Origin of the sequence: Albibacillus kandeliae (genome assembly GCF_003116585.1) — a bacterium.
Lineage (GTDB): Bacteria > Pseudomonadota > Alphaproteobacteria > Rhodobacterales > Rhodobacteraceae > Albibacillus > Albibacillus kandeliae.
In genome coordinates, this window is the sequence record NZ_QEHM01000003.1 from 428,695 (window position 1) to 455,298 (window position 26,604).

Genomic DNA, 26,604 nt, shown 5'->3' on the forward strand with positions numbered 1-26,604 from the left:
CTGCGGCACCTCTACAAGGTGTACCCCGCACGCCACGTCCCGGGATGTCCCGGGCGCAGGCCTGTCAGCTCCTGCAACTTTTCAAATATATCATGGCAAAGCGGCAATCAAGCTATCTAGCCGTCCAATTTACTTGGACGGTCTTGGATTAAGCCGCAACACTAGCCAGCTCTGCACTCTGCATGTTCCTCTGCTCCAACGACACTCTTCAGTATCTTGGCCGCCACCAGCGACACAGGTCCGCGCAAGCGTTCAATATCACTGACAATGTAGCCGGCGGTCACGTCACCCGAAAGCCGGTGGTTCAGAAGTCGCTTCAGTGCATAGTGCGGAATGTCCAGACTTTCCGCGATCGTAATAAAAGTCCGGCGCAGGTCATGCAGCGTGAAGCTAACACCGCTCCTTTCTGTCACCCGCGCGGTGAACTTCTTCGTTTCCACGATGTGGCCCTTCTTGCTTGAACTGGGAAACACCCAGGGCGTCTGACAAGCATGGTCTTTTCGTTGGCGAAGCAAGCTCACCAAGTACTCGGACAACGGCAGGTCGAGCGGATCCCCATTCTTAGTTTTTGGGATGTGTAGCGCCCGTTCCTCAAGGTTGATGTGCTCCCAGCGCAACGAGGCAATTTCATTCCGCCGCATACCGGTGAACAATGCGATGACTAAGAAGTCTCTAGCGTGGTCGGGCTCTTCCATCACAGCCGCCCACCAAGCTGGGAGGTCTAGTGCCGAGACAGCCCCACGGCGGCGGCGCTCCGGATACCAAGCGCGCGCCTGCGTAAGGATGTTAACCGGGTTAGGTGGAAACTCATCGTATGAGGAAGCGGTCACGTTATATACTGACCGAAAATGCCGCATGACGTTGTTGGCGGTAACTTCACCGCGATCCTTGGCGATGCGCTGATGACGCTTCAGCACCATCTGGCGGGTGATGCCTGTGATTGGGGACCGCTTCCAGTCCTTCAGGTATAGGTCTGCAGTGCGTTGGTAGCTTTCACGGGTGCTGTCCGCGAGACTACTGCGAGTTTCAAAAAACCGATCAAAGGCTTGGCCAAGGGTCAGGCTCTCCTGAGCGACACGTCGTTTTTCCGCATTTGGGTCCACCCCGGTGGCCATGTCGCTCAAGATACCCAGCGCACGTTTGCGCGCCTCGTCTACCGGGATGGCATCGGCACGGCCAATGGTCACACGACGTGTACGCCCGGACACCTGGCCTTCTACATAATATACCTTTGATTGAGCACCCACCCGAACTCCGAGCCCGCGAAGCAACTCGTCACGGTAGAGAACCTGGCCCATTTTTGGGTGGGGTAGCGCCTCGACGGTGCGCTTGGTGAAGCGAAGTATGGGCATTGAGACCTCCTTTGGCCTCAACTCACCTTACTTCAACAAGCTCGAAATTACAATCAAAATCATATGCTTATGGTTCGTTCGCATGTGGTCCAACGTAGTCAGGTGTGTTCAGGCGTGCGCGTGCGAGGCGGCAGCAACAAGATCTCCGGGTAAACACTTCTGTAGGGAACCATCGGGTGAGGTAAGGGCGCGCTCCCGCGAACCTGCCCTACGACTTTCGCGTCATGAGGCACAGCAGGTTGTCGGTTGACCGCCCAGGGTTGTCACCTGCATCATTTGTTCATTCGACAAGGAGCAATTGAGTGGCCAGCACCGATCAAGACACCCTTCTGCATCGCGTTGGGCAGACCACGTCGTACGAGAAACTCCGAAATCTCGAAACAAACATTGTCAACAACGAGGCAATGACGCCGGTCGTCCAGGCAGCGGTTCGAGCACAGTACGGGGCTCTGTCGCGCCAGGTAGTTGCCGACAGGACGGGCATCGACCTAAGCAACTTGTCGGCGGCTGAAGAGAAAATCGTTCTGGCGGTCACCGAGTATGTCGGCCTAATGAAGCGAGACCACAAGACCGCGTCTCGAACCTTTATGCAGCTGAAAAATCGCGGGCTTATTGGCGCGGCCGAGGCAGCTGTGTCACGGGCCAAACCCACCCAAGGGTTCACAGTGCTGCAGGATGCCGATCGTTCTGACCTATCCTACGAGCAAATCATCGTAGACCATCCGGGCGAGTTTTCTGAACGTGCCCTGTGGTACGCCCGGCGCGCGCTCGGACTGACCAACGCAACGGCAAAACCGCCTTCAAATGAGGACGCCTCCACCCAAGTCCGAACCGAGCTGCTCTTGGGTTGGCTCAAGTCACGACGAGCTTCCCACCCAGGTCAAATACCAGCATACACGAATGCTGAGGCTGCCGTTGCGATGGGCATTGCGGACATGGCCAAGTTTGGACGCGCACACGGCAACATTCAATCTCGTGTCGACTATGCTTGTTACAAATTGGGTCTGCCCCCAATTGGAATGACCGCGGAGAATTGGTTCCCGATGGCGTGGACGTGGCCCGGACCGTCATGGAGCTATCCAACCAAGGACATGCAAAGGGCGGCTCAGACGCGAGCCTGGTCAGATGACGACTTCGACCGTGTATTGCGGGAGACGCGGACGTTGCCTGGTGGAGCCCCAAAGCTTTGGAAAGACGAGGTTGCACAGCACTCAGAGCGAATCAAATCTTGGGCGACCAGCCTTGCGTCTCAGGAGGACGAGGCATTCTGGGTGTTTGTTTGTAATCCGCAAAAATGGGCGATCGACGAGTTCCTGGCGCGTGGCATTGAAGTGGACTCCTGGGGCGTACGCCCCTCAGATCGGGACAAGTTCAAGCCAGGCCAGCTGGCCATTATCCGCGTGGGTCAGGACCGGAGGAGCAAAGCGGATCGGAATGGCCGGCCACAACTAGAACCCGGAATCTACGCCATATGCCAAGTTCTGAGCGAATCATATGAAGCTGCAGGCGCGAGCGACGAATTTTGGTCCGCGGGTAATCAACGGGAGGCCGGTTGGCCAACGGTGGCCATCCGGTATCTGAGAACTTTCTTGGATAGCCACCTGCCGATCTCTACCGTGCGCGAAGAGGTCCCATCGGCGTCGCCCTTGCTGCTTGAGGGGTTTCAGAGTTCCTCGTTTCCGATATCCGGTGACGACTTCAGGGCCGTGACGGCGCTTCTTGGAGTTGCAGAAACCGATCTTCCACGGGCGGCTAACCAAGCCAACCTTGCAGAAGCACTTCAGAGCCTCGAGGACAAGTACAAGGATGCTGCCCCCGAAGTAAGGGAACGGCAAAGCCGATATATTGAACGCGGGCCAGTAGGATCTAAAGTCAAAAAGGTTAACGGTTTCAAATGCCAAATATGCGACCAGCTCGGTAGGAGCCCCTTCGCGTTTAATAAACCGAACGGCGAACCTTATGTTGAGGCTCATCACGTGATGCCTGTGTCCAAACTAGAGAGAGGTTCGCTGCATGCGGCGAATATCATGACCGTTTGCGCGAACCATCATCGGCAACTTCACTTCGGCGGGGTCGATGTACTCATCGCCGATAAGCACTTCGAATTGGAAATCGATGGCCAATCCATCCGCGTCGTCCGGCCCGCGGTATGATCGCATGTGATTGAGCCCCCCCTTGCTCTCAAACCGGGTCCGGTGGAGTGGGCGGGCCAGGGCCGTCGATGGGAAGCCCGTCGATGGGGTGGGGTTGGCGACGAGGAGGTTGGCATGGCGCTTTCAGACATCGATCGGGCGGTGGTTCTCACCGCCATCGAGGAGTTTGACCGGCTCGGCCGGGATGGGTTCTTGCAGCGGTATGGGTTTGGCCGATCGCGGGCGTATTTTCTTCGGCATGGCGGCAAGCTCTACGACTCGAAAGCGATCATCGGGGTCGCGCATGGGTATTTGGGGGAGAATTGGGGGCGGCTTTCGGCAACGCAGTTCAGTGGCGGCGAGGCAACCGTCGCGCAGACGCTACGCGGCCTCGGCTTCGAAGTTCAGGTGTCTGCAGTCCCGCCCGGTGCTTCCAGGGCCGACAACCTTTCACCCGAGGGGTTCGCCTATTGGTGGGTCAACAACAAGCAAACCTACAGCCACGAGATTAGCGGCGGCTATCTGTGGTCGCCGACGGAACGAAGAGATGGGGGGCGCAATGAATTCTATGAGAATATGAAGCGCGTGCGCCCCGGAGACGTCGTGTTCGCTTTCGCCGGAGGAGAAATCAAGGCGGTTGGCATCTGCTCGGCTCCAGCGATCCTCGCGCTTAAGCCCGGAGAATTTGGAGCGGCCGGTGATGCCTGGGGTAACGAAGGATGGAGGCTTCCGGTGGAATTCACCCGTCTGAGCACGCCGCTGCGGCCGAAGGACCACATGGATGTCCTCGCGCCCACCCTGCCAGAAAAATACTCTCCCATTCAGTCTAATGGAAACGGCAACCAGGGCGCGTATTTAGCTGCCGTGCCGGTCGCGATGGCCCAAGCGGTGATCGACCTTCTGGGTTCATATTGGGCCGAAGTCGACCGAGGCGCCACAATCGAGCCCGCTCACCAGATTGAGGCAATCGAGGCGTCCGAGGAGGAAGTCGAGCAAGAACTTCGTAACCGCACTGATCTTAATGAGACTGAGAAGCTGCAACTCGTCAAATCGCGCCGCGGGCAGGGTATCTATCGGCAGAACCTGGAGCGCTTCGAGAAGGCTTGCAGGATTACGCGCGCGGCGAACCGACGCCACCTTCGCGCAAGCCACATCAAACCCTGGCGCGCGGCAACGACCTTCGAGAAACTAGACGGCAACAATGGACTGCTGCTGAGCCCGCACGTCGACCATCTTTTTGATCAGGGTTTCATCAGTTTTGCCGATGACGGAGCGCTACTGGTATCGCAACAGGCTGATGTAGAAACGCTGTTCCTTTGGGGGATCGACCTTGAAGGCAACTATGGGCCCTTCAGGTCCGAACAGCTGCCATATCTGGCGTTCCATCGAGATTTCGTTTTCAAGTGGTGAGAGCGATGGTTAGCTACACAATAGCTCGTGAGAGAGGGTGGTCTGGGAGCGCCATACGCTGCACATGCGTATGGCCCGTGCCTGGCCTGGCGTACGCCGTATTTGCAGGGTTTGGTTGGGCCACCCACCGCGTGCGATAGTTCTTAACATTAGGGCGCTTACGCGCAGTGCAGCATCGCGGTCAAAATCGATGTCCCAACCTCATTTAGCGAGCTCAAATCAACACGAGGTAAGATATGGGATTTAGTCGGGATAGCGCTGATGCTAGGGGTCCTCTAGGGCACCTGATTCAGAGCCTCCAAGATATTTCCCGCAACGGAGATGCTGTTGACCAAGGTTGCAAATAAGATGAGGAAGACACCGCTTGCGTCGAGATTCATAAAGCAAATCAATCGCGTGAACGACCAGATTTGCTTTTCGGCACTTCAGCAGTGGGATTCAAAAATTCGGCTTGATGCGATTGCGAAGGACCATGCTGATGCATTTTCAACCGAAGTCTTCAAGAACAATCCCTATGCAAAACGGATCCATCGCCGTGTCACAGAATTACCAGAGCTATCGCATGACGCTCAAGCGGTTGCTCTTCAGACCGGTGTCGTGGCTTCTGTGGAGCACGTACTTGCCTATATGCAGGAAGTGCAGGATTTCCGCGAGGGCCTGGTCGCCGAAACTGGTGCGCCTATCCGTGAGGATGCTGAAGAGGAGCAACTGCGTCGAAAAATTGAGCTGTGGCGAGGAGCGCCGCCTGCCAGTAGCTACTTCCGGACACTGGGTTGCTTTCGGCATTTGCGAAACCACTACGCGCATGTGAACGAGAAGCCAACTCAGGCATTCCTGAGCTATATCAAATCGTATGGCGCTCCGCTGAACACCTTTTGGGGCAAACGTGTGATCGACATTCACGGAGTGGACTTCAAGTCCCTACCAACGACAGCTCTCACTCCGGAGCTTGCGTTCGGGATGATGAACCTTCTGCGTGTCTGCCTGAGTGAAGTGGACCAAATGATCGCTGATTCCCTCCCCCACGCCGATAAGGTGAGATGGATTGTCATGGAGATTCGACTGAAACCAGGCAACCGCGACCTGGAGCGTGCACGCCTGGTTCGTAAGGTTACAACCCGCCTGAAGATAGACTGGGGCCAGGAGGTGGATGAGAGCCAGGTTGAACGAGCTATCGAGGGCATTCACATCGCTCCAAAAGCTTAGGCCTCTTTTTAGTCTTGGGTCGTTCAGCCAGCTTCCGCGCTCTACCTCTTGGTAGGTGCCTGCCAACTCCAGTTTCCACCGCCCGAAATTCAAACGGCTGATGGCCCCGGCAAAATGTGCCGCAACGCTCTAGACCGCTACTCTCGGCGCGGCAGAGCCGGTCGCGACATCTGATTGAACGTTTCTATTGATACACTTAATTAAATAAAAAAGCTGTATTCTTTCAGGTACTTAGCTATAATAGGGGAGCGAGCCTGCGATTTGGAAAATGGAGCCGTCTCCACGCTACACTACAGCCCCCGCTCTTTCAAATACTGGCCAGTACCATTGATGATGCCCTCAATCAGGGTAACGCAATGGGCGCAGAATGCCGGCGTCATGTAGAACAGCCACGGCTTGCCGGAGCGATGCGCTAACTCGAACCAGGTCTCTGGCCAGTTAGACCTTTCTTCATCGAAGTTAGCGATGGTTGCTTCAGGCCACTCAAATCCGTTGTGGAACATGTTGTTCCGATACTTGTTCAATGCCGAAAGCGATTTGCTCAGCTCATGAGGTAAGAACGGGAGCAAGTCGATTGCCTCAGATAACTGCACAGCGCCCATAGCGAAGCCTCGCATTTCTTTTCCATACTCCGCATAGAACTGTGGCTTCCAACGTTTGTTCGACTTTAAGGCAATCCGCGGGTGGTCAGATTTGATTTCTGTTCGAGTCTTCAACCCCTCGAATAGCTCGACAAACAGCGACTCGATAAAGGGAGCGAGCATGCCGACTGCGGCCATGCTGTGTGCCGAGGCTTGGAAGGTCATCCGCCAGAAACGTTCGTCTCGGAGGCTATCAAGCCCTCCGTCATGATCGCCGCCCCAGCTTGGATCGGTGTCGAGCACATCCAATCGGTATGCCTCAGCTTCACGTGCTTCCTCATGGTTGCGCAGGGTCCGTTTGATGGCGTCGAGTTGCTGATCGAGCAAAGTGTGGAGGAGTAGATTCATTGCATGGTCGCGTGGCGATAAGCTGTCGCGCAGGCGGCGTGCCATCTCGGCGGGATCAACATCAAAGCCGGAAAAGAAACCCTTTTTCGTCAAACCGCATTCTCTCCTTTCCTTAATTTTCGTATCCGAAACGAATGTCGCGACTGTAGGATAGGTCAGCGGCCCGGCAGAGCGCCTCAAGGGCTCTAACCAAGTCTTTTTGGCCTATATTCTCACTCACATACCATCCGGATGACGTCTTCTTCGTAGGCAGGTCAGTCCGCCCAGCATGAACGGCAGCAGGTGTTCTAGCCACATATGCCCGCGTTCGCGCCCGCATTTGTGCCAAGTTCGCAACTGCCTCAGGAGCAACATCGTGGATAGTATCGATCACTTCTGCAAAGAAGGATGCCAGTGTGTCGGAGGCAATCTCTCTGCCGAGTACCTCGCCTGTGTAGATTCCAGTCTTCATAGACAGTGTTGTTTGGGGCGTATGAGCATGTGCAGCTTTTGGGGTAGCCGTTATTCGCCTGTTGCTTTCGCTGCCGCACGTGATGCGCCGCCGGATGACCTGGTCGACTGTTTCCGCATCATGAAGCCGTTGCGACATCAGTAGCGCCACCGTGGAATGCGACAACTCCACCAGAAAATTCTCACCGATGTTCATTTGGTTTCCCTCCCTCTTCTTAGGGTACGTCTTTGATCAGACTCTTTTGAGCGGTACGCGGTGATCAAGGTCTCACCCTCGACGACAAGCTTGATCCCGCGCAGCCTCTCAAGCTGTTGAATTTCTTGCTTTCGGCGAAGGATCTCCCTGTCCACATCACTATTCGTGAGGAGATACGCATCCGGCGAAACCTGGGTCGCAGAGTTGAGGAGCAAGTCCACATCGCGCGGCCGGATCCCCCGCTGGTTCAGTCGCCTTTCGGCGTGACGCGTTCTGCAGACATCAAGCATTTTTGCCTCCGCCAGAGGGAAGTCTGAGATCAGGTGCCTGGCTGAAGAGCTCAGCCATCTGTTGTTCTCTCTCTCGCCGAAGTCCTGCGGGGTATTTCGACTCTAACCAGGCCGCTCGTTCGTTCAGCTGCTCAGGCGCGCTGAGATCTTTTGGGATGTCACGGATGCGAGCGTAGCCGTGCTGAAGAGCAAGGCGAGCCCACTCGTTGTCTCCGCAGATTTCCTGGACTTCCTCGTGCAAGACACAAGCCGCTTCGGGCAGGCCGTCTTCAAGTATGCGGGGCACATCATCCAAGCTGTCTTTGATGTTCAAATCGAGTGATTTTGCCATCGACCAGAGAAAGTCTACGAACGGGTTTCCCTCGTCTGGATCGAACGGCCAGACAGCATAGCCGTGTTTCTCCGCTGATCTTTGGATTATTTGGCCAAAGAGGTCTCGCGCCGCGATAGATTCCTTCTCGTCGTAGTACGCATTGTCGAAATCGCTGCGCGCTACCTCCCCATGCTGCAAGTGTGATGGAAGACTGGCTGAGTATTCCTCAAATGCGTTCGACAGTTCTTCGAGCTTCTGACCCCGTTCACGCAAGCTCATCTCAGCAAGAAGAGCCGCAAACAGGGGCGCCATGTCGAGCTGCCTCTTGGCCGAAATTCCATATTTCTGCTCGACTAGCGCAAGTGAAAGTGCAGTGTCGCCGTGCAGAAATGTGTTGATTTTTCTGTATCCCCAGCTGCGCAGAAGCGCTTCGTTTACGCTTTCTTCGCCTGGGTCGGCCGCCAGTTTTTCCGCCGTAGTCCCGAGTGCCTTGGCCAGGCGCTCCACAGTTACCAGCCGGATTTTCTCGGGATCGGCTTCCCCGTTCTCAATCCGGCTAATGGTCTTGCGGGACACACCTGCCTTTTCCGCAAGGGCCTCTTGGGACAGATCGCCACGCAGCTTCTTGAGTGTCTCAGGTTTGATGGGCATTTTGTTCCCCAAAACTTCTGATCTCAAATATATGGCTCACAATTCATGAGTAATATAGAAACTTCAGTGTAATTTACTCAGAACGACTGCGTCTTTTTGAGGAATGAAGTCCTGGAATGTCCCAAAAGGTGGCACTTCGGCATGTGCTAGGCTCCTTCTTAAGGTCGCTCCATGGCGGCCTTTCCCAACATGAGACTTTTGGTGACACCGCAGCGCCAGGCGGTTCAAAGTGGACGGCCAAAGCCCCGTGAGCGCGGTTAGTAGGGGATTAGTAGGGAATGTACGTCAAACGTTCTCTATCTTGGTCCGGCGCTGTCCAAGAGCGACTATAGAAATAGTGATTTAATCGTAATGAGTTATGCGACTTCAGACAGCTTCGTCCGGTTATGTCCAACATATGGACGGCAAAATTCGTAATGATGGGGTCGGGGGTTCGAGTCCCTTCAGCGGCACCACTTCTCCGGCCCGGATGGCCGTTTCTTCCTTCAAGATCAGTGGAATGCCGCCGCCGGGAGGGCATTGCCCCTAGCGTCAGACGCTGATGGCTCCGGTGGCCACCGAGCTGCGGCTGCGGCGCACCCAGAGGTGGGTCAGCGCGACCAGGACCAGCCAGCCGACCAGGATCATCGGTTGCCCCACGAAGGCCAGCGGCGCGATCAGCGCGCCGAAGGCGACCGAGACCATGCCGGTGCTGCTCCAGCCCGAGGCCAGAAGGTCCGGCACCTGCCCGGCGAGGCTGCCGAACAGGCCTGCGATGAAGGCCGCGAAGAGCCCCCCGAGCGCCGCGAGGATCCAGCCGAGGATGCCCCTGCGCCCGAACAGGCCAGTGGTGAGAAAGCCCGCGAGCGCCCCGCCGATGGCCATGGCGACCACGTAGCGGAACACCAGCGGCCAGGGCTGGTTCGACCAGCTCAACGCCTCGGACCCGAGGACATCTTCCATGAAGAACGCGATGAACAGCAGACAGCCGATCAGGGCCATCATGCCGATGACGATTCCCCGCGCCGCACTGGCCGGGTGTCCGGATCGACTGGCTTCCATGCGGCCTTGCACCTCCCGCCGTGCGTTGCGCTGTCCGGGCAGCCTAGCACAGAGGGACCGGTCGCGCTACTTCCGGGCGAGTCCGCGCCCGTGTGGCGCAGGCGGGGCGGGAGCGCCGCCCCGCCCCCGATCAGCCCGCGTTGACACCGTCCAGCCAGCGGCACATGTCGCGCAGCCGGGTCTCGGACTCGGGGCAATACTCCATCGCCCGCAGGTAGCCGTGGATCAGCCCCGCGCCGCCCTCGACGGTCAGTGGCACCCCGGCGGCGCGCAGCGCCTCGGCATAGGCCATCCCGCTGTCGCGCAGCGGGTCGTACTGGGCCACCCCGACATAGGTCGGAGGCAGGCCCGCATGGCTGGCCGCAGCCAGCGGGGCGATGCGCGGGTCGCTGTTCAGCTGCTCCACGTCCGGGCAGTAGAGTGCGTTGGTCGCCGCCATGCCCGCCACCTTCAGCAACGGTCCTTCCGCGTTCTCGGCATAGGACGGGCGGCTGCGGTCGAAATCGCAGGCGGGGTAGATCAGCAGCTGGGCCGAGAGCGGCACGCCCTCATCCCGGCAGGTCAGGCCGACCGCGGCGGCGAGGTTCCCGCCGGCGCTGTCACCGCCAATGGCGATGCGGGCCGGGTCGATGCCCAGCGTTCCGGCCTGGTCATGGGCCCATTTCATCACCGCGAGGACCTGGAGATAGGCCGCCGGAAACGGCTCTTCGGGCGCCAGCGCGTAGTCGACCGAGATCACCGTCTGGCGGTTCCACGCGGCGATGCGCGCGGTGATGTCCCAGTGCGTTTCGGGGCTGCCCTGCATCCAGCCGCCGCCGTGCATGTAGACCAGCGCGGGCTGGCTGCCGCCCGAGGCGTGGCGGAAGATGCGGACCCGGACCGGACCGCCGTCGCTGTCGATCCAGTGCTCCTCGTCGGTTTCCACCTCCGGCGGAGTCGGCAGGCGCATGTCGCGCGCAATGCCCTCGAAGTGGATCCGCCTGTCGGCGGGCGTGGCGTCTGGCCCCAGCGTGGACCACTTCTCGTCCCACACCTCGAGGAACCGGAAGATATCCGGGTTGATCATGCGTGCCTCCTCCTTTGATCTTGGCAGTTCGCTTTCGGCGGACAGCCCCGGCTTCATCACGAGGCCGAGGATCATGTCGCCGACATGGCGGCGCAGCATCTGCTGGCCGCGTTCGGAGAAGAGCTCTCCCCCGAAGATCTTGGAAAAGGTGGCACGGTTCGAGACATTGAAGACCGACACCGCCGAGATGTGCCAGTGCAGCTCCAGCGCCGTCAGACCCCGGCGGAACAGCCCCGCCTCGACGCCCCGGCGATAGATGTCCTCAAGCAGGCGGATGACCGACGAGTTCTGCCCGGCGATCGCATCCGACTGCGACATGTGCGAGCCTTCGTGCACGTTCTCGATCATCACCAGCCGCACGAAGTCGGTATTGTGGCGATGGTGGTCAAAGGTGAACTCGGCCAGCTGGCGCAGCGCGGCAACCGGGTTCAGCGCGCCAAGGTCCAGCGCGTCCTCGCCCTGCCGCATCCGGCCATAGGCATCTTCCAGCACCGCCTGGTACAGCGATTGCTTGTCCCCGAAGTAGTAGTAGATCATCCGCTTGGACGTGCGGGTGCGCGCCGCGATCTCCTCGATCCGCGCTCCCGACAGCCCCTGCGACGCAAAGACCTCGCGGGCGACCTGCAGGATATTGGCGCGCACCGCGTCCGGATCCTGCTTCCACCCGCGCCTCTGGGCGTCGCCGCCGCTCCCCGAAACCGCCTCTCCCATTCCGTCCTCCCTCTGCCTTGGTCCGGGTGCGCTCCTGTTAGCGCATTTCGGGCCGAGGCGGAATTGCTCGCTCGGGCTGGCCATGGGCCATTTTGAACCGTTGCGAACATTTGGTTGACACAATTAACCGTATAGAACATTGTGCCGTCAAGAGGGCCCTGCCGAGGAGGCGGGCCAAGGGGAGGATTGACGACCGTGCCGCAGCTCGCGACTTCGCAAGCCATGAACGACAGCGACGCGCCCGTGCGCATCGGCCTGCTGGGCCGGGGAATTGCCGCCTCGCGGACCCCCCGCATGCACATGGCCGCCGCGGCGGAACTCGGCCTGCCCTACGACTACCAGCTCGTCGATTCGCTGGTGCGCGACCTGCCGGAGGACGCCGGGGCGATTCTCGACCTGCTCGAAGGCGAGGGCTTTCACGGCCTCAACGTCACCTACCCGTTCAAACGCGCGATGATCCCGGCGATGGACGAGCTCTCGGACGCCGCCCGCAAGGTCGGCGCCGTCAACACCGTGGTATTCCGCGACGGCAAGCGGTTCGGCCACAACACCGATCACTGGGGCTTCGGCCAGAGCCTGCGTGACGGCCTGCCCGACGCGGCGCGGGACCGGGTGCTGATGATCGGCGCCGGCGGGGCCGGCGGCGCGGTCGCCCACGCCCTGCTCGACGCCGGAACCGGCACCCTGCTGGTCGCCGACCTCTCGCCCGAGATGGCCGAGGGGCTGGTCGCCACTCTGACCGAACATTACGGCGAGGGCCGCGCCAGCGCGGTTGCGGACCTGTCGGCGGCAGCGGCATCGGCGCAGGGCCTCGTCAACTGCACCCCGGTCGGCATGGAGAAATACCCGGGCATGCCGGTGGCCGCGTCCGACCTGCGGCCCGATCTCTGGGTCGCCGATATTGTCTATTTCCCGCTCGAGACCGAGCTGCTGCGGACCGCGCGGGCCATCGGCTGCCGGGTTCTGCCCGGCTCGGGCATGGCGCTGCATCAGGCGGCGCGGGCCTTCAAGCTATTCACCGGACGAGAGCCCGACAGCGCACGGATGTGGGAGGCATTCCGTTCGTTCGACACCCAGTCGGGCTGACACATGGCATTCATGAAAGGGAGGACATCATGAAATACCAAGACTTCACCGCCGCCTGCTGTGGCGCGGTGCTGGCCCTGGCGATCGGCGCCGGGTCGGTCGCGGCACAGGAAAAGGTCGAACTGATCTATTCCGACACGGTGCAGGAAAGCGACCGCCGTTCGACCATCCTGCGCGACGCCTTCGCCGGTTGCCTCGGCGACGGGTTCGAATTCAAGCCCTACTTCGGCGCGACCCTGTTCAAGCAGGGCACCGAGCTGACCGCGATGCAGCGCGGCAACCTCGACATGGCGAACCTCGCCATCTTCGATTTCTACAACCAGCTGCCCGAGACCTCGATCCTCGGCACCGCCTACCTGTGGCGGGACTACGATCACATGCGCGCGACCTTCGACAGCGACGTGATGGACGACCTGATCGCCAAGATCGAAGGCGAGACCCAGATCAAGGTGCTGGCATGGCCCTACATCGGAACCCGCCACGTCAACATCCGGGGTGACAAGGAGATCATGACTCCGGCGGACCTCGCCGGGATCAAGCTGCGGATGCCGGGCGGCGAAGGCTGGCAGTTCGTGGGCGAGGCGCTTGGCGCCAACCCGACACCGCTCGCCTTCACCGAAGTCTACACAGCGCTGCAGACCGGCGCGGTGGACGGGCAGGACAACCCCCTGCCCGCCGACAAGCAGATGAAGTTCTACGAGGTGACCAACCAGATCATCCTGACCGGCCACCTGATCGCCAACAACGTCTTCTCGATCTCCCGCCAGAAATGGGAGAGCCTGAACGGCGACCAGCAGGCCAAAGTCTCGGAGTGCGCGCGCACCTTCCAGGACGCGATGGACAAGAACACTCTCGAGCAGGAAGCCGAACTCGTCTCGTTCTTCGAGGGCGAAGGGCTGAAGGTCTACGAACCCAACAAGGAAGCATTCCGCGAGCATGTGCTCGAGGTCTACAAGGCGTCCAAGTTCTCCAAGGACTGGCCGGACGGGCTTCTGGAAAAGATCAACGGGCTCTGAGACCTCGCGCGGCCCCCGATATGGGGCGGGGGCCGCGCTCAATGCATTGGGGAGGAAACCATGACATTTGACCATTTCATCAAGCGCAGCCTTGGCGCGGCCCTGCTGGGCGCCGCCGTCGCAGGCAGCGTTCTGGCCGGGGACGCGCCCGCGCTGATCTATTCCGATACCGTGGCCGCCGCCGACCCGCGCAGCGCGGTGCTCGACGAGGGCTTTGCCGCCTGCCTCGGCGCGGCGTTCGACTTCACGCCCTACCACGGCGCGACGTTGGTCAAGCAGGGCACCGAGCTGACCGCGATGCAGCGCGGTAACCTCGACATGGCGAACCTCGCCATCTTCGACTTCTACAACCAGGTGCCCGAGGCCTCGATCCTCGGCACCGCCTACCTGTTCCGCGACGTCGACCACATGCGCCGGGTCTACGACAGTGACGTGCTGGACGGCCTCGTCGCGACGATGGAGGAAAAGACCAAGATCAAGATCCTGGCCTGGCCCTATATCGGAACCCGCCACGTGAACATCCGGGGCGAAAAGGAAATCCGCACGCCGGCGGACCTCGCCGGGATCAAGCTGCGGATGCCCGGCGGCGAAGGCTGGCAGTTCCTCGGCGAGGCGCTGGGAGCCAACCCCACACCGCTCGCCTTTACCGAGGTCTACACCGCCCTCCAGACCGGCGCGATCGACGGACAGGACAACCCGCTGCCGACCGACAAGTCGATGAAGTTCTACGAGGTGACCGACCAGATCGTCCTGACCGGGCACCGCATGTCGAACAACGTCTTCGCCGTGTCGATGTCCAAGTGGGACAGCCTCACGCCCGAGCAGCAGGACAAGCTGCAAGCCTGCTCGGACCAGTTCGAGAACGACATGGCTGACTTCGTGCTGACCCAGGAAACCGAACTGGTCTCCTTCTTCGAGAACGAGGGGCTGAAGGTCTACGAGCCCGACAAGGCGGCCTTCCGCGAACACGTGCTCGATGTCTACAAGGCCTCGAAATTCTCCGAAGACTGGCCCGACGGCCTGCTCGACCGGATCAACGCCCTCTGACCAACGCCGGCACCCGCCCCGGGGCGGGTGCCGCTACGAAGAAACGGGAAAATCATGGATCGCCTGAAATACATGTTCGAATGGACCGGCCGCCGCGCCGAGACCGTTCTGGCGCTGATCCTCGGGGCGCTGTTCCTCAGCTTCCTGATCCAGATCGTGTTCCGCTACCTGCTCAACCTGCCGCTGGGCTGGACCGTCGAGTTCGTGTCCATCGCATGGCTCTGGGGCATCCTCTTCGGCTACGCCTTCGTGGTCCGCGAGGCCGATGTGATCCGGCTCGACATCATCTACGCGGCGCTGCCGCGCGGCGCGCGCCGGGCGCTCGACGTCATCACCGGCACCATCTGCGCGGGCATCTTCATCTGGTCGATCCCGGCAGTCTGGGGCTACGTCCAGTTCATGGCGATCGAAAAGACCGCCTACATGAAGATCCCCTTCGACTGGGTCTTCGCCATCTACATGCCCTTCATGATCTCGGTGATCATCCGCTGCGCCATCAGCATCTGGCGCGGCATCACCGGCACCGGCCCGGCTTTCGACACGCCCCAATCGGCGGGAACCCACGACTATGATTGATCCGTTTACCGTAGCGATCCTGCTGATCGCGTTCCTCGCCTTCGGCGGGCTCTCGATGGGCCTCGCCATGATCTGCGGGTCCACCGTCTATCTCGCCATGCGCGGGTTCGACCCCTCCATCGCGGCCGAAACCCTGCTGCAGGGCCTGTTCAACAGCTACACGCTGCTGGCGATCCCGCTCTTCATCCTCGCCGCCGACATCATGAACATCGGCTCGCTCGCCGACCGCCTGCTGCGCTTCAGCCAGGCGCTGGTGGGCCGCTTCAAGGGCGGGCTCGGGCACGTCAACGTCGTGTCCTCGCTGATCTTCTCCGGCATGTCCGGCTCGGCCGTGGCCGACGCCGTGGGCATGGGCAAGATCATCATCAACATGATGACCAAGGACGGGAAATACACCGCCTCCTACGCCGCCGCGATCACCGCCGCCTCGGCCACCATCGGGCCGATCATCCCGCCCTCCATCCCTATGGTGCTCTACGCGCTCGTCTCGGACCAGTCGGTCGGCTACCTCTTCGCCGCCGGCATGGCACCGGGCCTGCTGATGGGCCTGGTCCTGATGATCATGAACCTGATCATCGCGCACCGCCGCAACTTCGATGTGGACGAGGCGATCCCCCTGCGAGACATGCCCAGGGTCACCTTCCGCGCCATCCCTGCCCTGCTGCTGCCGGTCATCCTGCTCGGCGGTATCTACGGCGGCGTGATGACCCCGACCGAAGCCGCCGCCGTGGCCGCCTTCTACGCGCTGGCCATCTCGGTGATCTTCTACCGCTCGGTCTCGATCAAGCAGTTCTACGACACGCTGCTGTCCTCGGCCCGGTCCACCGCAACGGTCGGTATCCTGATCGCGGGCGCCCTCACCTTCCAGTACGTCGTCACGCGCGAGAACGTGCCCGACGCGCTGGCCGCCTTCCTTGGCCAGTACGACCTGTCGCCGGTCGGCTTCCTGATCGCGATCAACCTGCTGTTCCTGGTGCTCGGCTGCATCCTCGAATCCGGGGCGATCCTGCTGATCATCGTGCCGATCTTCATCCCCACGGCGCAATCGCTGGGCATCGACCTCGTGCACTTCGGGGTGGTCTGCGTGGTGAACGCGATGCTGGGGCTGATCACGCCGCCCTACGGGCTTCTGCTGTTCATCGTGTCCTCGATCACCAAGGAACCACTGGGCAAGATCGTGAAGGACCTGCTGCCCTTCCTGCTGGCCCTCTTCGTGGCCCTCGCGATCATCACCTTCGTGCCGGACTTCGTGCTCTGGCTGCCGCGCCTGCTGGGCTACAAGGGGTAAGCGCATGAAAACCTCCATCGCCACCGTCTGCATCGCCGGCGATCTGCGTGAAAAGCTGGCGGCCATCGCGGCCGCCGGTTTCGACGGGATCGAGATCTTCGAGCAGGATTTCATCACCTTCGACGCCTCCCCGCGCGAGGTAGGAGCGATGGTGCGCGACCACGGGCTCGAGATCTCGCTGTTCCAGCCGTTCCGCGATTTCGAGGGCCTGCCCGAGCCGGAACGGGCGCGCGCCTTCGACCGGATGGAGCGCAAGTTCGACCTGATGCAGGAACTCGGCACCGACCTCGTGCTGGTCTGTTCCTCGGTGCACCCCAAGGCGCTGGGTGGCATCGACCGGATGGCGGGCGACTTCCGCGCCCTTGGCGAACGGGCCGCCAAACGGGGCCTGCGTGTCGGCTACGAGGCGCTGGCCTGGGGCAAGCATGTCTGGGATCACCGCGACGCATGGGAGGTGGTGCGCCGCGCCGATCACCCGAACATCGGGCTCATCGTCGACAGCTTCCACACCCTCGGACGCAAGATCGACCCGGACTCGATCCGTTCGATCCCCGGCGACAAGATCTTCTTCGTCCAGCTCGCCGATGCCCCGATGATCGAGATGGACCTGCTCTACTGGTCTCGCCACTTCCGCAACATGCCGGGCGAAGGCGACCTCGACGTGACCGCCTTTACCCGCGCGGTGGCGGCCACCGGCTACAACGGGCATTTCAGCCTCGAAGTCTTCAACGACCAGTTCCGCGGCGGCTCGCCCCGCGCCATTGCGCTGGATGGGCACCGCTCGCTCGTCTACCTGCTGGATCAGGTCAAGCGGGCCGAGCCGGACATCGCCGTCGAGGTCCCCGAGATCCCGCCGCGCATCCGGGCCGAGGGCTTTGCCTTCGTCGAATTCGCCGCCAGCGAGGAAGAGGCGCAGGGCCTGCGCACCCTGCTCACCTCGCTCGGGTTCCACCTCGCGGGCAAGCATATCGCCAAGCAGGTCGAGGTCTGGCAGCAGGGCGAGATCCGGATCGTGGTGAACACCGACCCCGAGGGGTTCGCCTATACCGCGCACATCGCGCACGGCCTCAACATCTGCGACGTGGGCCTGACCGTCGAAAGCGCACAGGCCACCGTCGAACGCGCCGAGGCCCTCGGCGCGACGCCCTTCCGCCAGCCGGTCGGCCCGGGCGAGCTGGAAATCCCCGCGATCCGCGGGGTGGGCAGCGGCCTGCTGCATTTCATCGACCGTACCAGCAACCTTGCCGACGTCTGGGAGATCGAGTTCGAGCCGGTCGCGGGCAATGACGACACCGGCGCCGGGCTGACCCGGATCGACCACATCGCCCAGACCATGAACTACGAAGAGATGCTGACGTGGTCGCTCTTCTACATCTCGCTCTTCGAGACGCAGAAGATGGCCACCGTCGACGTGGTGGACCCCGGCGGGCTGGTCCGCAGCCAGGCGATCGAGAGCCCGGACGGCGCCATCCGCGTGACCCTCAACGGCGCCGAAACGCACCGGACCTTTGCCGGACGCTTCATCGCCGACAGCTTCGGCTCCTCGGTGCAGCACGTGGCCTTTGCCACGGACGATATCTTCGCTACCGCCGATGCCCTGCAGGCAAACGGCTTCGCCATGCTCCCGGTGCCCGAGAACTACTATGACGACCTCGCCGCGCGTCTTGGGCTGGAGCCCGACGTCGTGGCCCGGCTGCGCGCGGCCAACATCCTCTACGACGAGGATGCGCAGGGCGCCTACTACCAGATCTACTCGCGAGCCTTCGGCGACGGCATCTTCTTCGAGATCGTCCAGCGTGCGGCGCGTTATGGCGGCTACGGGGCGCCCAACGCCCCCTTCCGCATCGCCGCCCAGCGCCGTCTGATGCCCGCGACCGGAATTCCCCGCAGATGAGTACCACGATGACGTCCCCCCGGATCGAATGCGTGCACCAGGCCGGTGCGCAACTTGGCGAAACCCCCGTCTGGGACAGCCGGCTCGGCGTGCTTTGGTGGATCGACATCGAACGCCCGACGCTCTGGCAGCTTGATCCCGCGACCGGCAGGACACGCGGGCTGGCGCAGCCCGGGACCTACCTCGGCAGCCTTGCCCTCACCCGCTCGCGCCGGCACCTCGTCGCGCGCGACCTCGACCTGCTGTTCCTCGACCCCGAGACAGGAGAGGCCGAGCTCTTTGCCACCACCCCGGACGAGACCATGCCCGACACCCGCCTGAACGACGGGCGCGTCGATGCGCAGGGCAAGCTGTGGATCGGGACGATGGACAACGGCCTGAGCGAGGGCAAGGGCGGCCTCTACCGCGTCGATCCCGATGGCCGCATGACCCGGATGTTCGGCGACGTCATCGTCTCGAACGGCATCGCCTTCGACCCGGGCGGGCGGCACATGTATTTCACCGACACCCGCCGCTACATCACCTACCGCCTGACGCTGGACGCCTCGGGCGAGGTGGTGACCGACCGTGAGGTCTTCGCCGATTACAGCGCGACCGGCACCCGCCCCGATGGCGCCTGCATCGACGCCGACGGCTGCCTCTGGCAGGCCTTCTTCGGTGGCGGCAAGGTGGTGCGCTATGCACCCGACGGGCGCATCGACCGCGAGATCGCGCTGCCGGTCACCAACCCCACCTGCCTCTGCTTTGGCGGCAGCGACCTGCGGACGCTCTACGTGACCTCCGCGAACAAGTTTCTTTCCCCCGATCAGCTGGCCGCCGAGCCGCTGGCCGGGGCGGTCCTGGCCATCGACGGCGTCGGCCAGGGTGTTCCCGAACAGCTTTTTGACGCCTGACAGGATCATGGGAGGTCCCTGATGAACTTTGCCTACATTCGAACCGCCGCGCTCTCCGCCGCCACCGTCCTCGGACTGGCCGCGGGCGCCGTGGCGCAGGACAAGATCGAACTGATCTTCTCCGACGTGAACCCCGCCGACGTGCCGCGCTCCAAGGCGATGACCGACATCTTCGCCAAGGAGATCGGCGACGATTTCGACTTCAAACCCTACTTCGGCGCCACCCTGATGAAGCAGGGCACCGAACTGGTCGGCCTGCAGCGCGGCAACATCCAGATGGCCGGCCTGCCGCCCTCGGACCTCGCCCAGCAGGCCCCCGAGTTCGACATCCTCGGCGCCGCCTACGTGGTGCGTGACCAGAAGCACCTCAAGGCGATCTTCGCCAGCGGGGTCGGCGAGCAGCTGAAGCAGATCGCCCGCGACAAGCTGAAGGTCGAGATCCTCGGCACCTTCTACTACGGCACCCGGCAGGTGAACCTGCGCGGCGACAAGGAGATCAAGACCCCCGAGGACATGAGCGGCGTCAAGCTGCGGATGCCGGGCGGCGAGAGCTGGCAGTTCCTCGGCAAGTCGCTGGGCGCCAACCCCGTGCCGATCCCCTACACCGAGCTCTACACCGCGCTGCAATCGGGCGTCGTCGACGGTCAGGACAACCCGCTGCCGAACGACAAGGCGATGAAGTTCTACGAGGTGACCGACCAGATCGTCATGACCAGCCACAACGTGGGCTTCGGCATGCTGCTGATCTCCTCGATGGCCTGGAACGAGCTGTCGCCCGAGCAGCAGGCCAAGCTGCAGGCCGCCGCCGACAAGGCAACCGAGTGGTCCGACCAGCAGTACCTCGATCAGGAAGCCGAGCTGATCACCTTCTTCGAGGGCGAGGGGCTCAAGGTCTACACCCCGGACGTCAAGGCGTTCCAGGAGCACGCCCAGAAGCTCTACCTCGAGTCCTCTCTCTCTGAATCCTGGCCCGAGGGGATGCTGGACGCGATCAACAAGCTCTGATCCCTATCGCATCAGATCAGTCAAAGGCGGCCGGCTCCAGCGAGCCGGCCGCAGTCGTTTGCGGCCTTCAGCCCGGGAGCGCCGACACCGCGCTCCCGCGGACCGAGACGGCCCCCTGCAGGGATTCCGCCAGCTGGCGCAGCTTGTCGCCCAGCGGGCTCGACTGCCGCCAGACCATGCCGATGCGCCGCTTGGGGCGCGGTTCGGGAAGGCGCGCCACCGATACCTCGGCAGAGCCCGACTCGATCGGCACCGCCATTTCGGGGATCAGCGTGACCCCGATCCCCGCCCCCACCATCTGAACCAGCGTCGACAGCGAACTGCCCTCCATCAGGTTCTTGGGCGGTGCCGGGGACAGGTTGCAGAACGAGATCGCCTGATCGCGGAAACAGTGCCCTTCCTCCAGCAACAGCAGCCGCATCTCGCGCAGCGCCTCGGGTCGGGGCACCGGCTTGGCCGCATCGGCGAGCGGACGCACCAGCACGAACTCCTCGTCGAACAGCGGCACCTCCACCAGCGACGGCTCTGACATCGGCAGGGCAACCACCGCCACGTCCAGCCGCCCGTCGATCAGGTCGCGGATCAGCGTCTGTGTCACCGTCTCGCGCGGGCGAATGTCGAGGTCCGGGTAGCTCTGCGCCATCAGCTTGATCAATTCCGGCAGCAGGTAGGGCGCGACGGTCGGGATGATCCCCAGCCGCAGCGGCCCCGCCAGCGGGCCCTTGGCGCTGCGCGTCAGGTCCTCGAGTTCATCCACCGCCCGCAGAATGTCGCGGGCCCGCCGCACCAGCTCCTCGCCCAATCCGCTAAGCCTGACCTCGCGCGCCCCGCGCTCGATCAGCGGCGCCCCGAACATCGCTTCCAGCTCCTTCATCTGGACCGAAAGCGCCGGCTGCGAGATCGCGCAGGCCTCGGCTGCCCGTCCGAAATGTCGATGCCGCGCAAGCGCCTCGAAGTAGCGAAGCTGTTTCATGGTGATGTTTATCATAATCTGAAGTTATCACGAGTATTACAAAATGCAAATTACAATAATTCCAAACGAATGTTAGAAATGGCGCATAATCTGGGTGGAGATTCGTAGGGCGCGTCCGCGGGGAGGCATGACACGCGCGGCCCGCTCCCGGGTTCGAAGAACATCCCATTTTCGCATTCCAGGCAAAGGAGAAGACCCATGGATGGAAACGATATCGCAAAAGGCGGGAAATGCCCGGTGATGCACGGCGGGAACACCGCGATGGGCTCCACCGTGACCGGCTGGTGGCCCAACGCGCTGAACTTCGACATCCTGCACCAGCATGACGTCAAGTCGAACCCGCTCGGCACCGGCTTCAGCTACCGCGAAGAGCTGAAGAAACTCGATGTCGAGGCGCTCAAGGACGACCTGCGCAAGCTGATGACCGAAAGCCAGGACTGGTGGCCGGCCGACTGGGGCTCCTACGTGGGCATGTTCGCCCGCGTCGCATGGCACGCCGCCGGCTCCTATCGCCTGGCCGACGGCCGTGGCGGTGCCGGGACCGGCAACCAGCGCTTTGCCCCGCTGAACTCCTGGCCGGACAACGTGAACACCGACAAGGGCCGCCGCCTCCTGTGGCCGATCAAGAAGAAGTACGGCAACAAGATCTCCTGGGCCGACCTGATGATCCTGTCGGGCACCATCGCCTACGAAGTTGCCGGCCTGAAGACCTTCGGCTTTGCCTTCGGCCGCGAAGACATCTGGCACCCCGAGAAAGACACCTACTGGGGTGACGAAAAGGAATGGCTGGCGCCGTCCGACAGCCGCTACGACGACCTCACCCGCCCGGACACCATGCACAACCCGCTGTCCGCCGTGCAGATGGGCCTGATCTACGTGAACCCCGAGGGCGTCAACGGCCAGCCGGACCCGATGAAGACCGCCGCGCAGGTGCGCGAGACCTTCAAGCGGATGGCGATGAACGACGAGGAAACCGCGGCGCTGACCGCCGGGGGCCACACCATCGGCAAATCGCACGGCAACGGCTCGGCCGCCAACCTCTCGCCCGATCCGGAAGAGGCCGACGTCGAATTCCAGGGCATCGGCTGGATGAACACCAAGGGCCGCGGCATCGGCCGTGACACCGTGGTGTCCGGCATCGAAGGCGCCTGGACCACCAACCCCACCAAGTGGGACATGGGCTGGTTCGACATGCTCTTCGGCCACGAGTGGGAACTGACCAAGTCCCCCGCCGGTGCGAACCAGTGGAAGCCGGTGAACATCAAGGAAGAGGACATGTCGCCGGACGTCGAGGATCCCTCGATCAAGACCATGCCGATGATGACCGACGCCGACATGGCGATGAAGGTGGACCCGATCTACAACGCCATCTGCCAGAAGTTCATGGCCGATCCCGAGTACTTCTCGGAAACCTTCGCCCGTGCATGGTTCAAGCTGACCCACCGCGACATGGGCCCCCGGGCCTGCTACCTCGGGCCCGACGTCCCGGCCGAGGACCTGATCTGGCAGGACCCGATCCCCGCCGGCCCGGTGAACTACGACATCGGCCACCTCAAGGCCAGGATCGCGGCCTCCGGCCTCGGCCTCGCCGACATGGTCTCGACCGCATGGGACAGCGCCCGCACCTTCCGCGGGTCGGACAAGCGCGGCGGCGCCAACGGTGCCCGTATCCGCCTTGCCCCGCAGAAGGACTGGGCCGGGAACGAACCCGATCGTCTGGCCAAGGTGCTCGCCGTGCTCGAGCCGCTGGCCAAGGAAGCCGGTGCCTCCCTCGCGGACACCATCGTCCTTGCCGGTAACGTGGGTATCGAAAAGGCCGCCAAGGCCGCGGGCCATGACATCTCGGTGCCCTTCGCACCGGGCCGGGGCGACGCCACCGACGAGATGACCGACGCGGAATCCTTCGCGCCGCTCGAACCGCTCGCCGACGGCTTCCGCAACTGGGAAAAGGCCGACTACGTGGTCTCCCCCGAGGAGATGCTGCTCGACCGCGCCCAGCTGATGGGCCTGACCGCCCACGAAGCCACCTGCCTGATCGGCGGCATGCGCGTCATGGGCACCAACCACGGCGGCACCAGCCACGGCGTCTTCACCGACAAGGTCGGCGCGCTGACGCAGGACTTCTTCGTCAACCTGACCGACATGGCCAACAGCTGGGTCCCGCTGGAAGACAAGAAGACCTACGAGATCCGCGACCGCGTCTCCGGTGCCGTCAAGTGGACCGCCAGCCGCGTCGACCTCGTCTTCGGCTCCAACTCGATCCTGCGCGCCTATGCCGAGGTCTATGCTCAGGACGACAACGCCGAGAAGTTCGTCAAGGACTTCGTGGCGGCCTGGACCAAGGTCATGAACGCAGACCGCTACGACCTGGCCTGATCGCCAGCTCCGCCTCCCCGCGCCAGCCGCGCGGGGAGGTTCCCCGCGTCAACGCACCCCCGTCCCCGTTCCGCGCTGCCTGCGCGCCACCGGCACGGCCTCTCCCCTAGAAACTCGATTGATCTGCGCCCCGGGCGGGTGGCCATACGCTCCACGGGGCGAATGGTGTAGCTGCACTTTCGCAGTCGGCAACTGACGAAGAAACGGCACCCGACAGCGCCCCCTAGGCGCTCCGAGAACGGCGATTTCCACGCAATGACCGGAAAACGAAAAAGGCGCCCAAGGGCGCCTTTGTTCATTGGTCGGAGTGAGAGGATTCGAACCTCCGGCCCCTGCCTCCCGAAGACAGTGCTCTACCAGGCTGAGCTACACTCCGACCGTGACGGGCGCAGTACATGGAACCGCGACCTTTGGCAAGGGCCTCCGATCAATCATCTCGCCATTCTCAGGAATCTCTGCGCCGTCCCCACGCGGGGCCCGCCGGAGCCGCCTGCCCGGGTCTTGGTGCGCAGCACCGGCTGGTTCTCCGATGCACCCCCACGCGCTTCGCGGAAGACGATGTAGACCCCCGAGGCGATGATCAGGCCGACACCCAGAAAGGTCGCGAGATCAGGCAGTTCGTCGAACAGGAGCCAGCCGTAGAAGATGGCCCAGATCATCTGCGAATACTGCATCGGCGCCACCAGCGCCGCCTCGGCGCGCTTGTAGGCCTCGATCATCATCAGCAGCGCCGCAAAGGCGAGAACCGCGAGCCCCGCGTTCATGGCAAGGTGCACGCCCTCCATCGGGCGGTAGGACCACGGCAGCGTCAGCCCCATGATCGTGAAGGTCGCGATCCACGGATAGAGCAGCATGACCACCGAGCGCTCCTCGCGCCCGATCTTGCGCACGATGGTCGCCACCAGCGCGGCGCAGACCGACGACAGCAGCGCCGCGGCATGGCCCAGCGTCAGGTCGGCGTTGCCCGGTTGCAGCACGATGACCACGCCGATCAGGCCCACCACGATGGCGATTCCGCGCCGCAGCCGCACCTTCTCGCCCAGCACCGGAATCGCGAAGAGGGTGATCAGGATCGGGGTCGCAAAGAGGATGGCGTAGGTATCCGCCAGCGGCAGGACCGAGAAGGCGTAGAAGCAGGTCGCGGTGGCGATCACCACGCCCACGGTGCGCACCGCCATCCACCAGGGGTGGACCGGTTTCAGCGTCCCGGGCTTGGGGTCGCGCATCATCATCAGCGTGCTCAGCGGGAACGAGAAGAGCGCGGTGAAGAACACCACCTGGAACGGCGAGTAGCCCCCGCCCAGCAGTTTCACCACGGTATCGTGGCCGGCGTAGACCGCAAAGGCGAGCAGCGCGAAGAGGATACCGCTGGTCTGGCTTTTCATGACTGAGTCCATTGGTTTTTCGTCGTGATCCGGCGAGATCGCCCCTGCCATTCAACCCGCGCCCGGGAATGCTGCAAGCGTAACCTGCGCCACGACCCCACTTAACTGGCCCAAATCCGCCCGGTTTCCAGAATTCCCGCGCCGCTGCCCGGTTAGGCCCACGCGCCGAAATCCGCGGATCGGGGCCAAAGGGCGCGTTGCGGCCGGGCGCACAGCACCTATATCCAAGTCAGCCGCCCCTGCTGGCGGCACACCGGAGACAGGCTGATGGGATATTTCAAGACGGCCCTGCTGATGGCGGCGATGACCGCCCTGTTCATGGGTATCGGTTACCTGCTGGGCGGGACCGGAGGGATGCTGCTCGCGCTGATCGTGGCGGGCGGCATGAACGCCTACACCTGGTGGAACTCCGACCGCATGGTGCTGAGAATGCACAACGCGCGGTTCGTCGGGCCGCGCGACGAGCTTGGGCTGAACGAACTCGTCGGCGGCCTCGCCCGGAACGCCGGATTGCCCGAGCCCAAGGTCTACCTGATCGACACGCCCCAGCCGAACGCCTTTGCCACCGGACGCAACCCGCAGAATGCCGCCGTCGCGGTGACCACCGGGCTGTTGCAGCGCCTCTCGCGCGAAGAGCTGGCGGGCGTGATCGCGCACGAACTGGCGCACATCCGCAACCACGACACGGCGATCATGACCGTTACCGCCACCTTCGCCGGTGCCATCTCGATGCTGGCGAACTTTGCCCTCTTCTTCGGCGGCAGCCGCGAGCGGATGGGCATGCTCGGCACGCTGGCGATGATGTTCCTCGCCCCGATGGCGGCCGCGCTGGTGCAGATGGCGATCAGCCGGACCCGCGAGTATGCCGCCGACAAGGCGGGGGCCGAGATCTGCGGACAGCCCCTCTGGCTGGCCTCGGCGCTGGAGCGCATCCAGAGCGCCGCCTCGCGCATCGACAACGACGCGGCCGAGGCCCACCCGGCCACCGCGCATATGTTCATCATCAACCCGCTGCACGCCCACAAGCGCGACAACCTCTTCGCGACCCACCCCGCGACCGAGAACCGGGTCGCCGCGCTGCGGGCCATGGCGGGCGAGATGGGGGCCTCGGCGCGCCCTGCCCCCTCGCCGCGCCCTGCGCCCGCCCAGAACGCCCCGCGCGACTGGCAGGGCGGGCCGGAGGCCGGCAGCAGCTCGATCCCCCGCGTATCGCGCGGCAAGGGTCGCTCCGGGTCCAAGGGGCCATGGCGCTGAGCCG

The 26,604-nt window shown here is 62.7% G+C and carries 21 protein-coding genes and 1 tRNA gene; 13 read left to right on the plus strand and 9 right to left on the minus strand.

The annotated features are described in order from the left end of the window. Positions 1–161: 161 nt before the first annotated feature. Positions 162–1,352: a tyrosine-type recombinase/integrase gene (locus tag DDT93_RS07925; RefSeq protein WP_109465264.1), complete on the minus strand. Its 1,191-nt coding sequence runs from the start codon at positions 1,350–1,352 to the stop codon at positions 162–164. 302 nt (positions 1,353–1,654) lie between these two features. Here DDT93_RS07925 and DDT93_RS07930 point away from each other — a divergent pair, with 302 nt between their 5' ends. The 3 genes from DDT93_RS07930 to DDT93_RS07940 all read left to right on the plus strand — a co-directional run bounded on the left by DDT93_RS07930 (position 1,655) and on the right by DDT93_RS07940 (position 6,100). Beyond that, the gene (locus tag DDT93_RS07930; protein ID WP_109465265.1) at positions 1,655–3,505 is read left to right on the plus strand and encodes an EVE domain-containing protein; all 1,851 of its coding nucleotides are present in this window, start codon (positions 1,655–1,657) and stop codon (positions 3,503–3,505) included. Between the two features lie 114 nt (positions 3,506–3,619). Further along, a complete protein-coding gene (locus tag DDT93_RS07935) occupies positions 3,620–4,894 on the plus strand; it encodes an HNH endonuclease (protein ID WP_109465266.1) in 1,275 nt (424 codons plus the stop codon). A 327-nt stretch (positions 4,895–5,221) separates the two neighbouring features. Further along, the gene (locus DDT93_RS07940; RefSeq protein ID WP_157960125.1) at positions 5,222–6,100 is read left to right on the plus strand and encodes a hypothetical protein; all 879 of its coding nucleotides are present in this window, start codon (positions 5,222–5,224) and stop codon (positions 6,098–6,100) included. Between the two features lie 290 nt (positions 6,101–6,390). On the opposite strand, the gene DDT93_RS07945 is transcribed toward DDT93_RS07940, so the two are convergent. The 5 genes from DDT93_RS07945 to DDT93_RS07965 form a co-directional block, all read right to left on the minus strand. Further along, on the minus strand, positions 6,391–7,182 hold the full coding sequence (locus tag DDT93_RS07945; protein ID WP_109465268.1) for a hypothetical protein: 792 nt from the start codon (positions 7,180–7,182) through the stop codon (positions 6,391–6,393). A 19-nt stretch (positions 7,183–7,201) separates the two neighbouring features. Beyond that, positions 7,202–7,735: a hypothetical protein gene (locus DDT93_RS26460; RefSeq protein ID WP_157960126.1), complete on the minus strand. Its 534-nt coding sequence runs from the start codon at positions 7,733–7,735 to the stop codon at positions 7,202–7,204. Positions 7,736–8,017: 282 nt separating this feature from the next. Next, the gene (locus tag DDT93_RS07955; RefSeq protein ID WP_109465270.1) at positions 8,018–8,989 is read right to left on the minus strand and encodes a helix-turn-helix transcriptional regulator; all 972 of its coding nucleotides are present in this window, start codon (positions 8,987–8,989) and stop codon (positions 8,018–8,020) included. A 531-nt stretch (positions 8,990–9,520) separates the two neighbouring features. Then, entirely contained in the window at positions 9,521–10,030 is a 510-nt protein-coding gene (locus DDT93_RS07960) for a hypothetical protein (protein WP_157960127.1), read from the minus strand. Between the two features lie 130 nt (positions 10,031–10,160). Continuing rightward, entirely contained in the window at positions 10,161–11,807 is a 1,647-nt protein-coding gene (locus DDT93_RS07965; protein WP_109465272.1) for an alpha/beta hydrolase fold domain-containing protein, read from the minus strand. Positions 11,808–12,002: 195 nt separating this feature from the next. Between DDT93_RS07965 and DDT93_RS07970 the strand changes: the two genes are divergently transcribed. The 8 genes from DDT93_RS07970 to DDT93_RS08005 are packed head-to-tail and all read left to right on the plus strand — an operon-like array spanning position 12,003 to position 20,612. Next, positions 12,003–12,893, plus strand: a complete 891-nt coding sequence (locus DDT93_RS07970; protein ID WP_232825396.1) for a shikimate dehydrogenase — start codon at positions 12,003–12,005, stop codon at positions 12,891–12,893. Between the two features lie 29 nt (positions 12,894–12,922). Further along, on the plus strand, positions 12,923–13,909 hold the full coding sequence (dctP, locus tag DDT93_RS07975) for a TRAP transporter substrate-binding protein DctP (RefSeq protein WP_109465273.1): 987 nt from the start codon (positions 12,923–12,925) through the stop codon (positions 13,907–13,909). A gap of 60 nt (positions 13,910–13,969) precedes the next feature. Beyond that, positions 13,970–14,956, plus strand: a complete 987-nt coding sequence (gene dctP / locus DDT93_RS07980) for a TRAP transporter substrate-binding protein DctP (protein WP_198654805.1) — start codon at positions 13,970–13,972, stop codon at positions 14,954–14,956. Between the two features lie 54 nt (positions 14,957–15,010). Next, entirely contained in the window at positions 15,011–15,532 is a 522-nt protein-coding gene (locus tag DDT93_RS07985; RefSeq protein ID WP_109465274.1) for a TRAP transporter small permease, read from the plus strand. After that, the gene (locus DDT93_RS07990) at positions 15,525–16,820 is read left to right on the plus strand and encodes a TRAP transporter large permease (protein ID WP_109465275.1); all 1,296 of its coding nucleotides are present in this window, start codon (positions 15,525–15,527) and stop codon (positions 16,818–16,820) included. Before DDT93_RS07985 ends, DDT93_RS07990 begins: the two co-directional genes overlap by 8 nt. 4 nt (positions 16,821–16,824) lie before the next feature. Next, a complete protein-coding gene (locus tag DDT93_RS07995) occupies positions 16,825–18,714 on the plus strand; it encodes a bifunctional sugar phosphate isomerase/epimerase/4-hydroxyphenylpyruvate dioxygenase family protein (RefSeq protein WP_109465276.1) in 1,890 nt (629 codons plus the stop codon). A gap of 8 nt (positions 18,715–18,722) precedes the next feature. Next, the gene (locus tag DDT93_RS08000) at positions 18,723–19,607 is read left to right on the plus strand and encodes an SMP-30/gluconolactonase/LRE family protein (RefSeq protein WP_109465277.1); all 885 of its coding nucleotides are present in this window, start codon (positions 18,723–18,725) and stop codon (positions 19,605–19,607) included. 21 nt (positions 19,608–19,628) lie between these two features. Next, the gene (locus DDT93_RS08005; RefSeq protein ID WP_109465278.1) at positions 19,629–20,612 is read left to right on the plus strand and encodes a sialic acid TRAP transporter substrate-binding protein SiaP; all 984 of its coding nucleotides are present in this window, start codon (positions 19,629–19,631) and stop codon (positions 20,610–20,612) included. Positions 20,613–20,679: 67 nt separating this feature from the next. On the opposite strand, the gene DDT93_RS08010 is transcribed toward DDT93_RS08005, so the two are convergent. Continuing rightward, on the minus strand, positions 20,680–21,600 hold the full coding sequence (locus DDT93_RS08010; RefSeq protein WP_109465279.1) for a hydrogen peroxide-inducible genes activator: 921 nt from the start codon (positions 21,598–21,600) through the stop codon (positions 20,680–20,682). 183 nt (positions 21,601–21,783) lie between these two features. Between DDT93_RS08010 and katG the strand changes: the two genes are divergently transcribed. Beyond that, positions 21,784–23,961: a catalase/peroxidase HPI gene (gene katG / locus DDT93_RS08015; RefSeq protein ID WP_109465280.1), complete on the plus strand. Its 2,178-nt coding sequence runs from the start codon at positions 21,784–21,786 to the stop codon at positions 23,959–23,961. Between the two features lie 299 nt (positions 23,962–24,260). Here the strand turns inward: katG and DDT93_RS08020 are convergent. Together DDT93_RS08020 and DDT93_RS08025 are read right to left on the minus strand one after the other, a co-directional pair. Continuing rightward, positions 24,261–24,337: transfer RNA gene (locus DDT93_RS08020), tRNA-Pro, on the minus strand. 55 nt (positions 24,338–24,392) lie between these two features. Further along, on the minus strand, positions 24,393–25,346 hold the full coding sequence (locus tag DDT93_RS08025) for a DMT family transporter (RefSeq protein WP_109465281.1): 954 nt from the start codon (positions 25,344–25,346) through the stop codon (positions 24,393–24,395). Between the two features lie 267 nt (positions 25,347–25,613). On the opposite strand from DDT93_RS08025, the gene htpX reads away from it, so the two are divergent. Then, a complete protein-coding gene (gene htpX, locus DDT93_RS08030; protein WP_109465282.1) occupies positions 25,614–26,600 on the plus strand; it encodes a zinc metalloprotease HtpX in 987 nt (328 codons plus the stop codon). Positions 26,601–26,604 lie beyond the last annotated feature (4 nt).

Coding starts and splice junctions, on each gene's coding strand:
- DDT93_RS07925 (WP_109465264.1), bottom strand. CDS start 1,352: ATGCCCATACTTCGCTTCACCAAGCGCACCGTCGAGGCGCTACCCCAC.
- DDT93_RS07935 (WP_109465266.1), top strand. CDS start 3,620: ATGGCGCTTTCAGACATCGATCGGGCGGTGGTTCTCACCGCCATCGAG.
- DDT93_RS26460 (WP_157960126.1), bottom strand. CDS start 7,735: ATGAACATCGGTGAGAATTTTCTGGTGGAGTTGTCGCATTCCACGGTG.
- DDT93_RS07955 (WP_109465270.1), bottom strand. CDS start 8,989: ATGCCCATCAAACCTGAGACACTCAAGAAGCTGCGTGGCGATCTGTCC.
- DDT93_RS07960 (WP_157960127.1), bottom strand. CDS start 10,030: ATGGAAGCCAGTCGATCCGGACACCCGGCCAGTGCGGCGCGGGGAATC.
- DDT93_RS07965 (WP_109465272.1), bottom strand. CDS start 11,807: ATGGGAGAGGCGGTTTCGGGGAGCGGCGGCGACGCCCAGAGGCGCGGG.
- dctP (WP_109465273.1), top strand. CDS start 12,923: ATGAAATACCAAGACTTCACCGCCGCCTGCTGTGGCGCGGTGCTGGCC.
- dctP (WP_198654805.1), top strand. CDS start 13,970: ATGACATTTGACCATTTCATCAAGCGCAGCCTTGGCGCGGCCCTGCTG.
- DDT93_RS07985 (WP_109465274.1), top strand. CDS start 15,011: ATGGATCGCCTGAAATACATGTTCGAATGGACCGGCCGCCGCGCCGAG.
- DDT93_RS07990 (WP_109465275.1), top strand. CDS start 15,525: ATGATTGATCCGTTTACCGTAGCGATCCTGCTGATCGCGTTCCTCGCC.
- DDT93_RS07995 (WP_109465276.1), top strand. CDS start 16,825: ATGAAAACCTCCATCGCCACCGTCTGCATCGCCGGCGATCTGCGTGAA.
- DDT93_RS08000 (WP_109465277.1), top strand. CDS start 18,723: ATGACGTCCCCCCGGATCGAATGCGTGCACCAGGCCGGTGCGCAACTT.
- DDT93_RS08005 (WP_109465278.1), top strand. CDS start 19,629: ATGAACTTTGCCTACATTCGAACCGCCGCGCTCTCCGCCGCCACCGTC.
- DDT93_RS08010 (WP_109465279.1), bottom strand. CDS start 21,600: ATGATAAACATCACCATGAAACAGCTTCGCTACTTCGAGGCGCTTGCG.
- katG (WP_109465280.1), top strand. CDS start 21,784: ATGGATGGAAACGATATCGCAAAAGGCGGGAAATGCCCGGTGATGCAC.
- DDT93_RS08025 (WP_109465281.1), bottom strand. CDS start 25,346: ATGAAAAGCCAGACCAGCGGTATCCTCTTCGCGCTGCTCGCCTTTGCG.
- htpX (WP_109465282.1), top strand. CDS start 25,614: ATGGGATATTTCAAGACGGCCCTGCTGATGGCGGCGATGACCGCCCTG.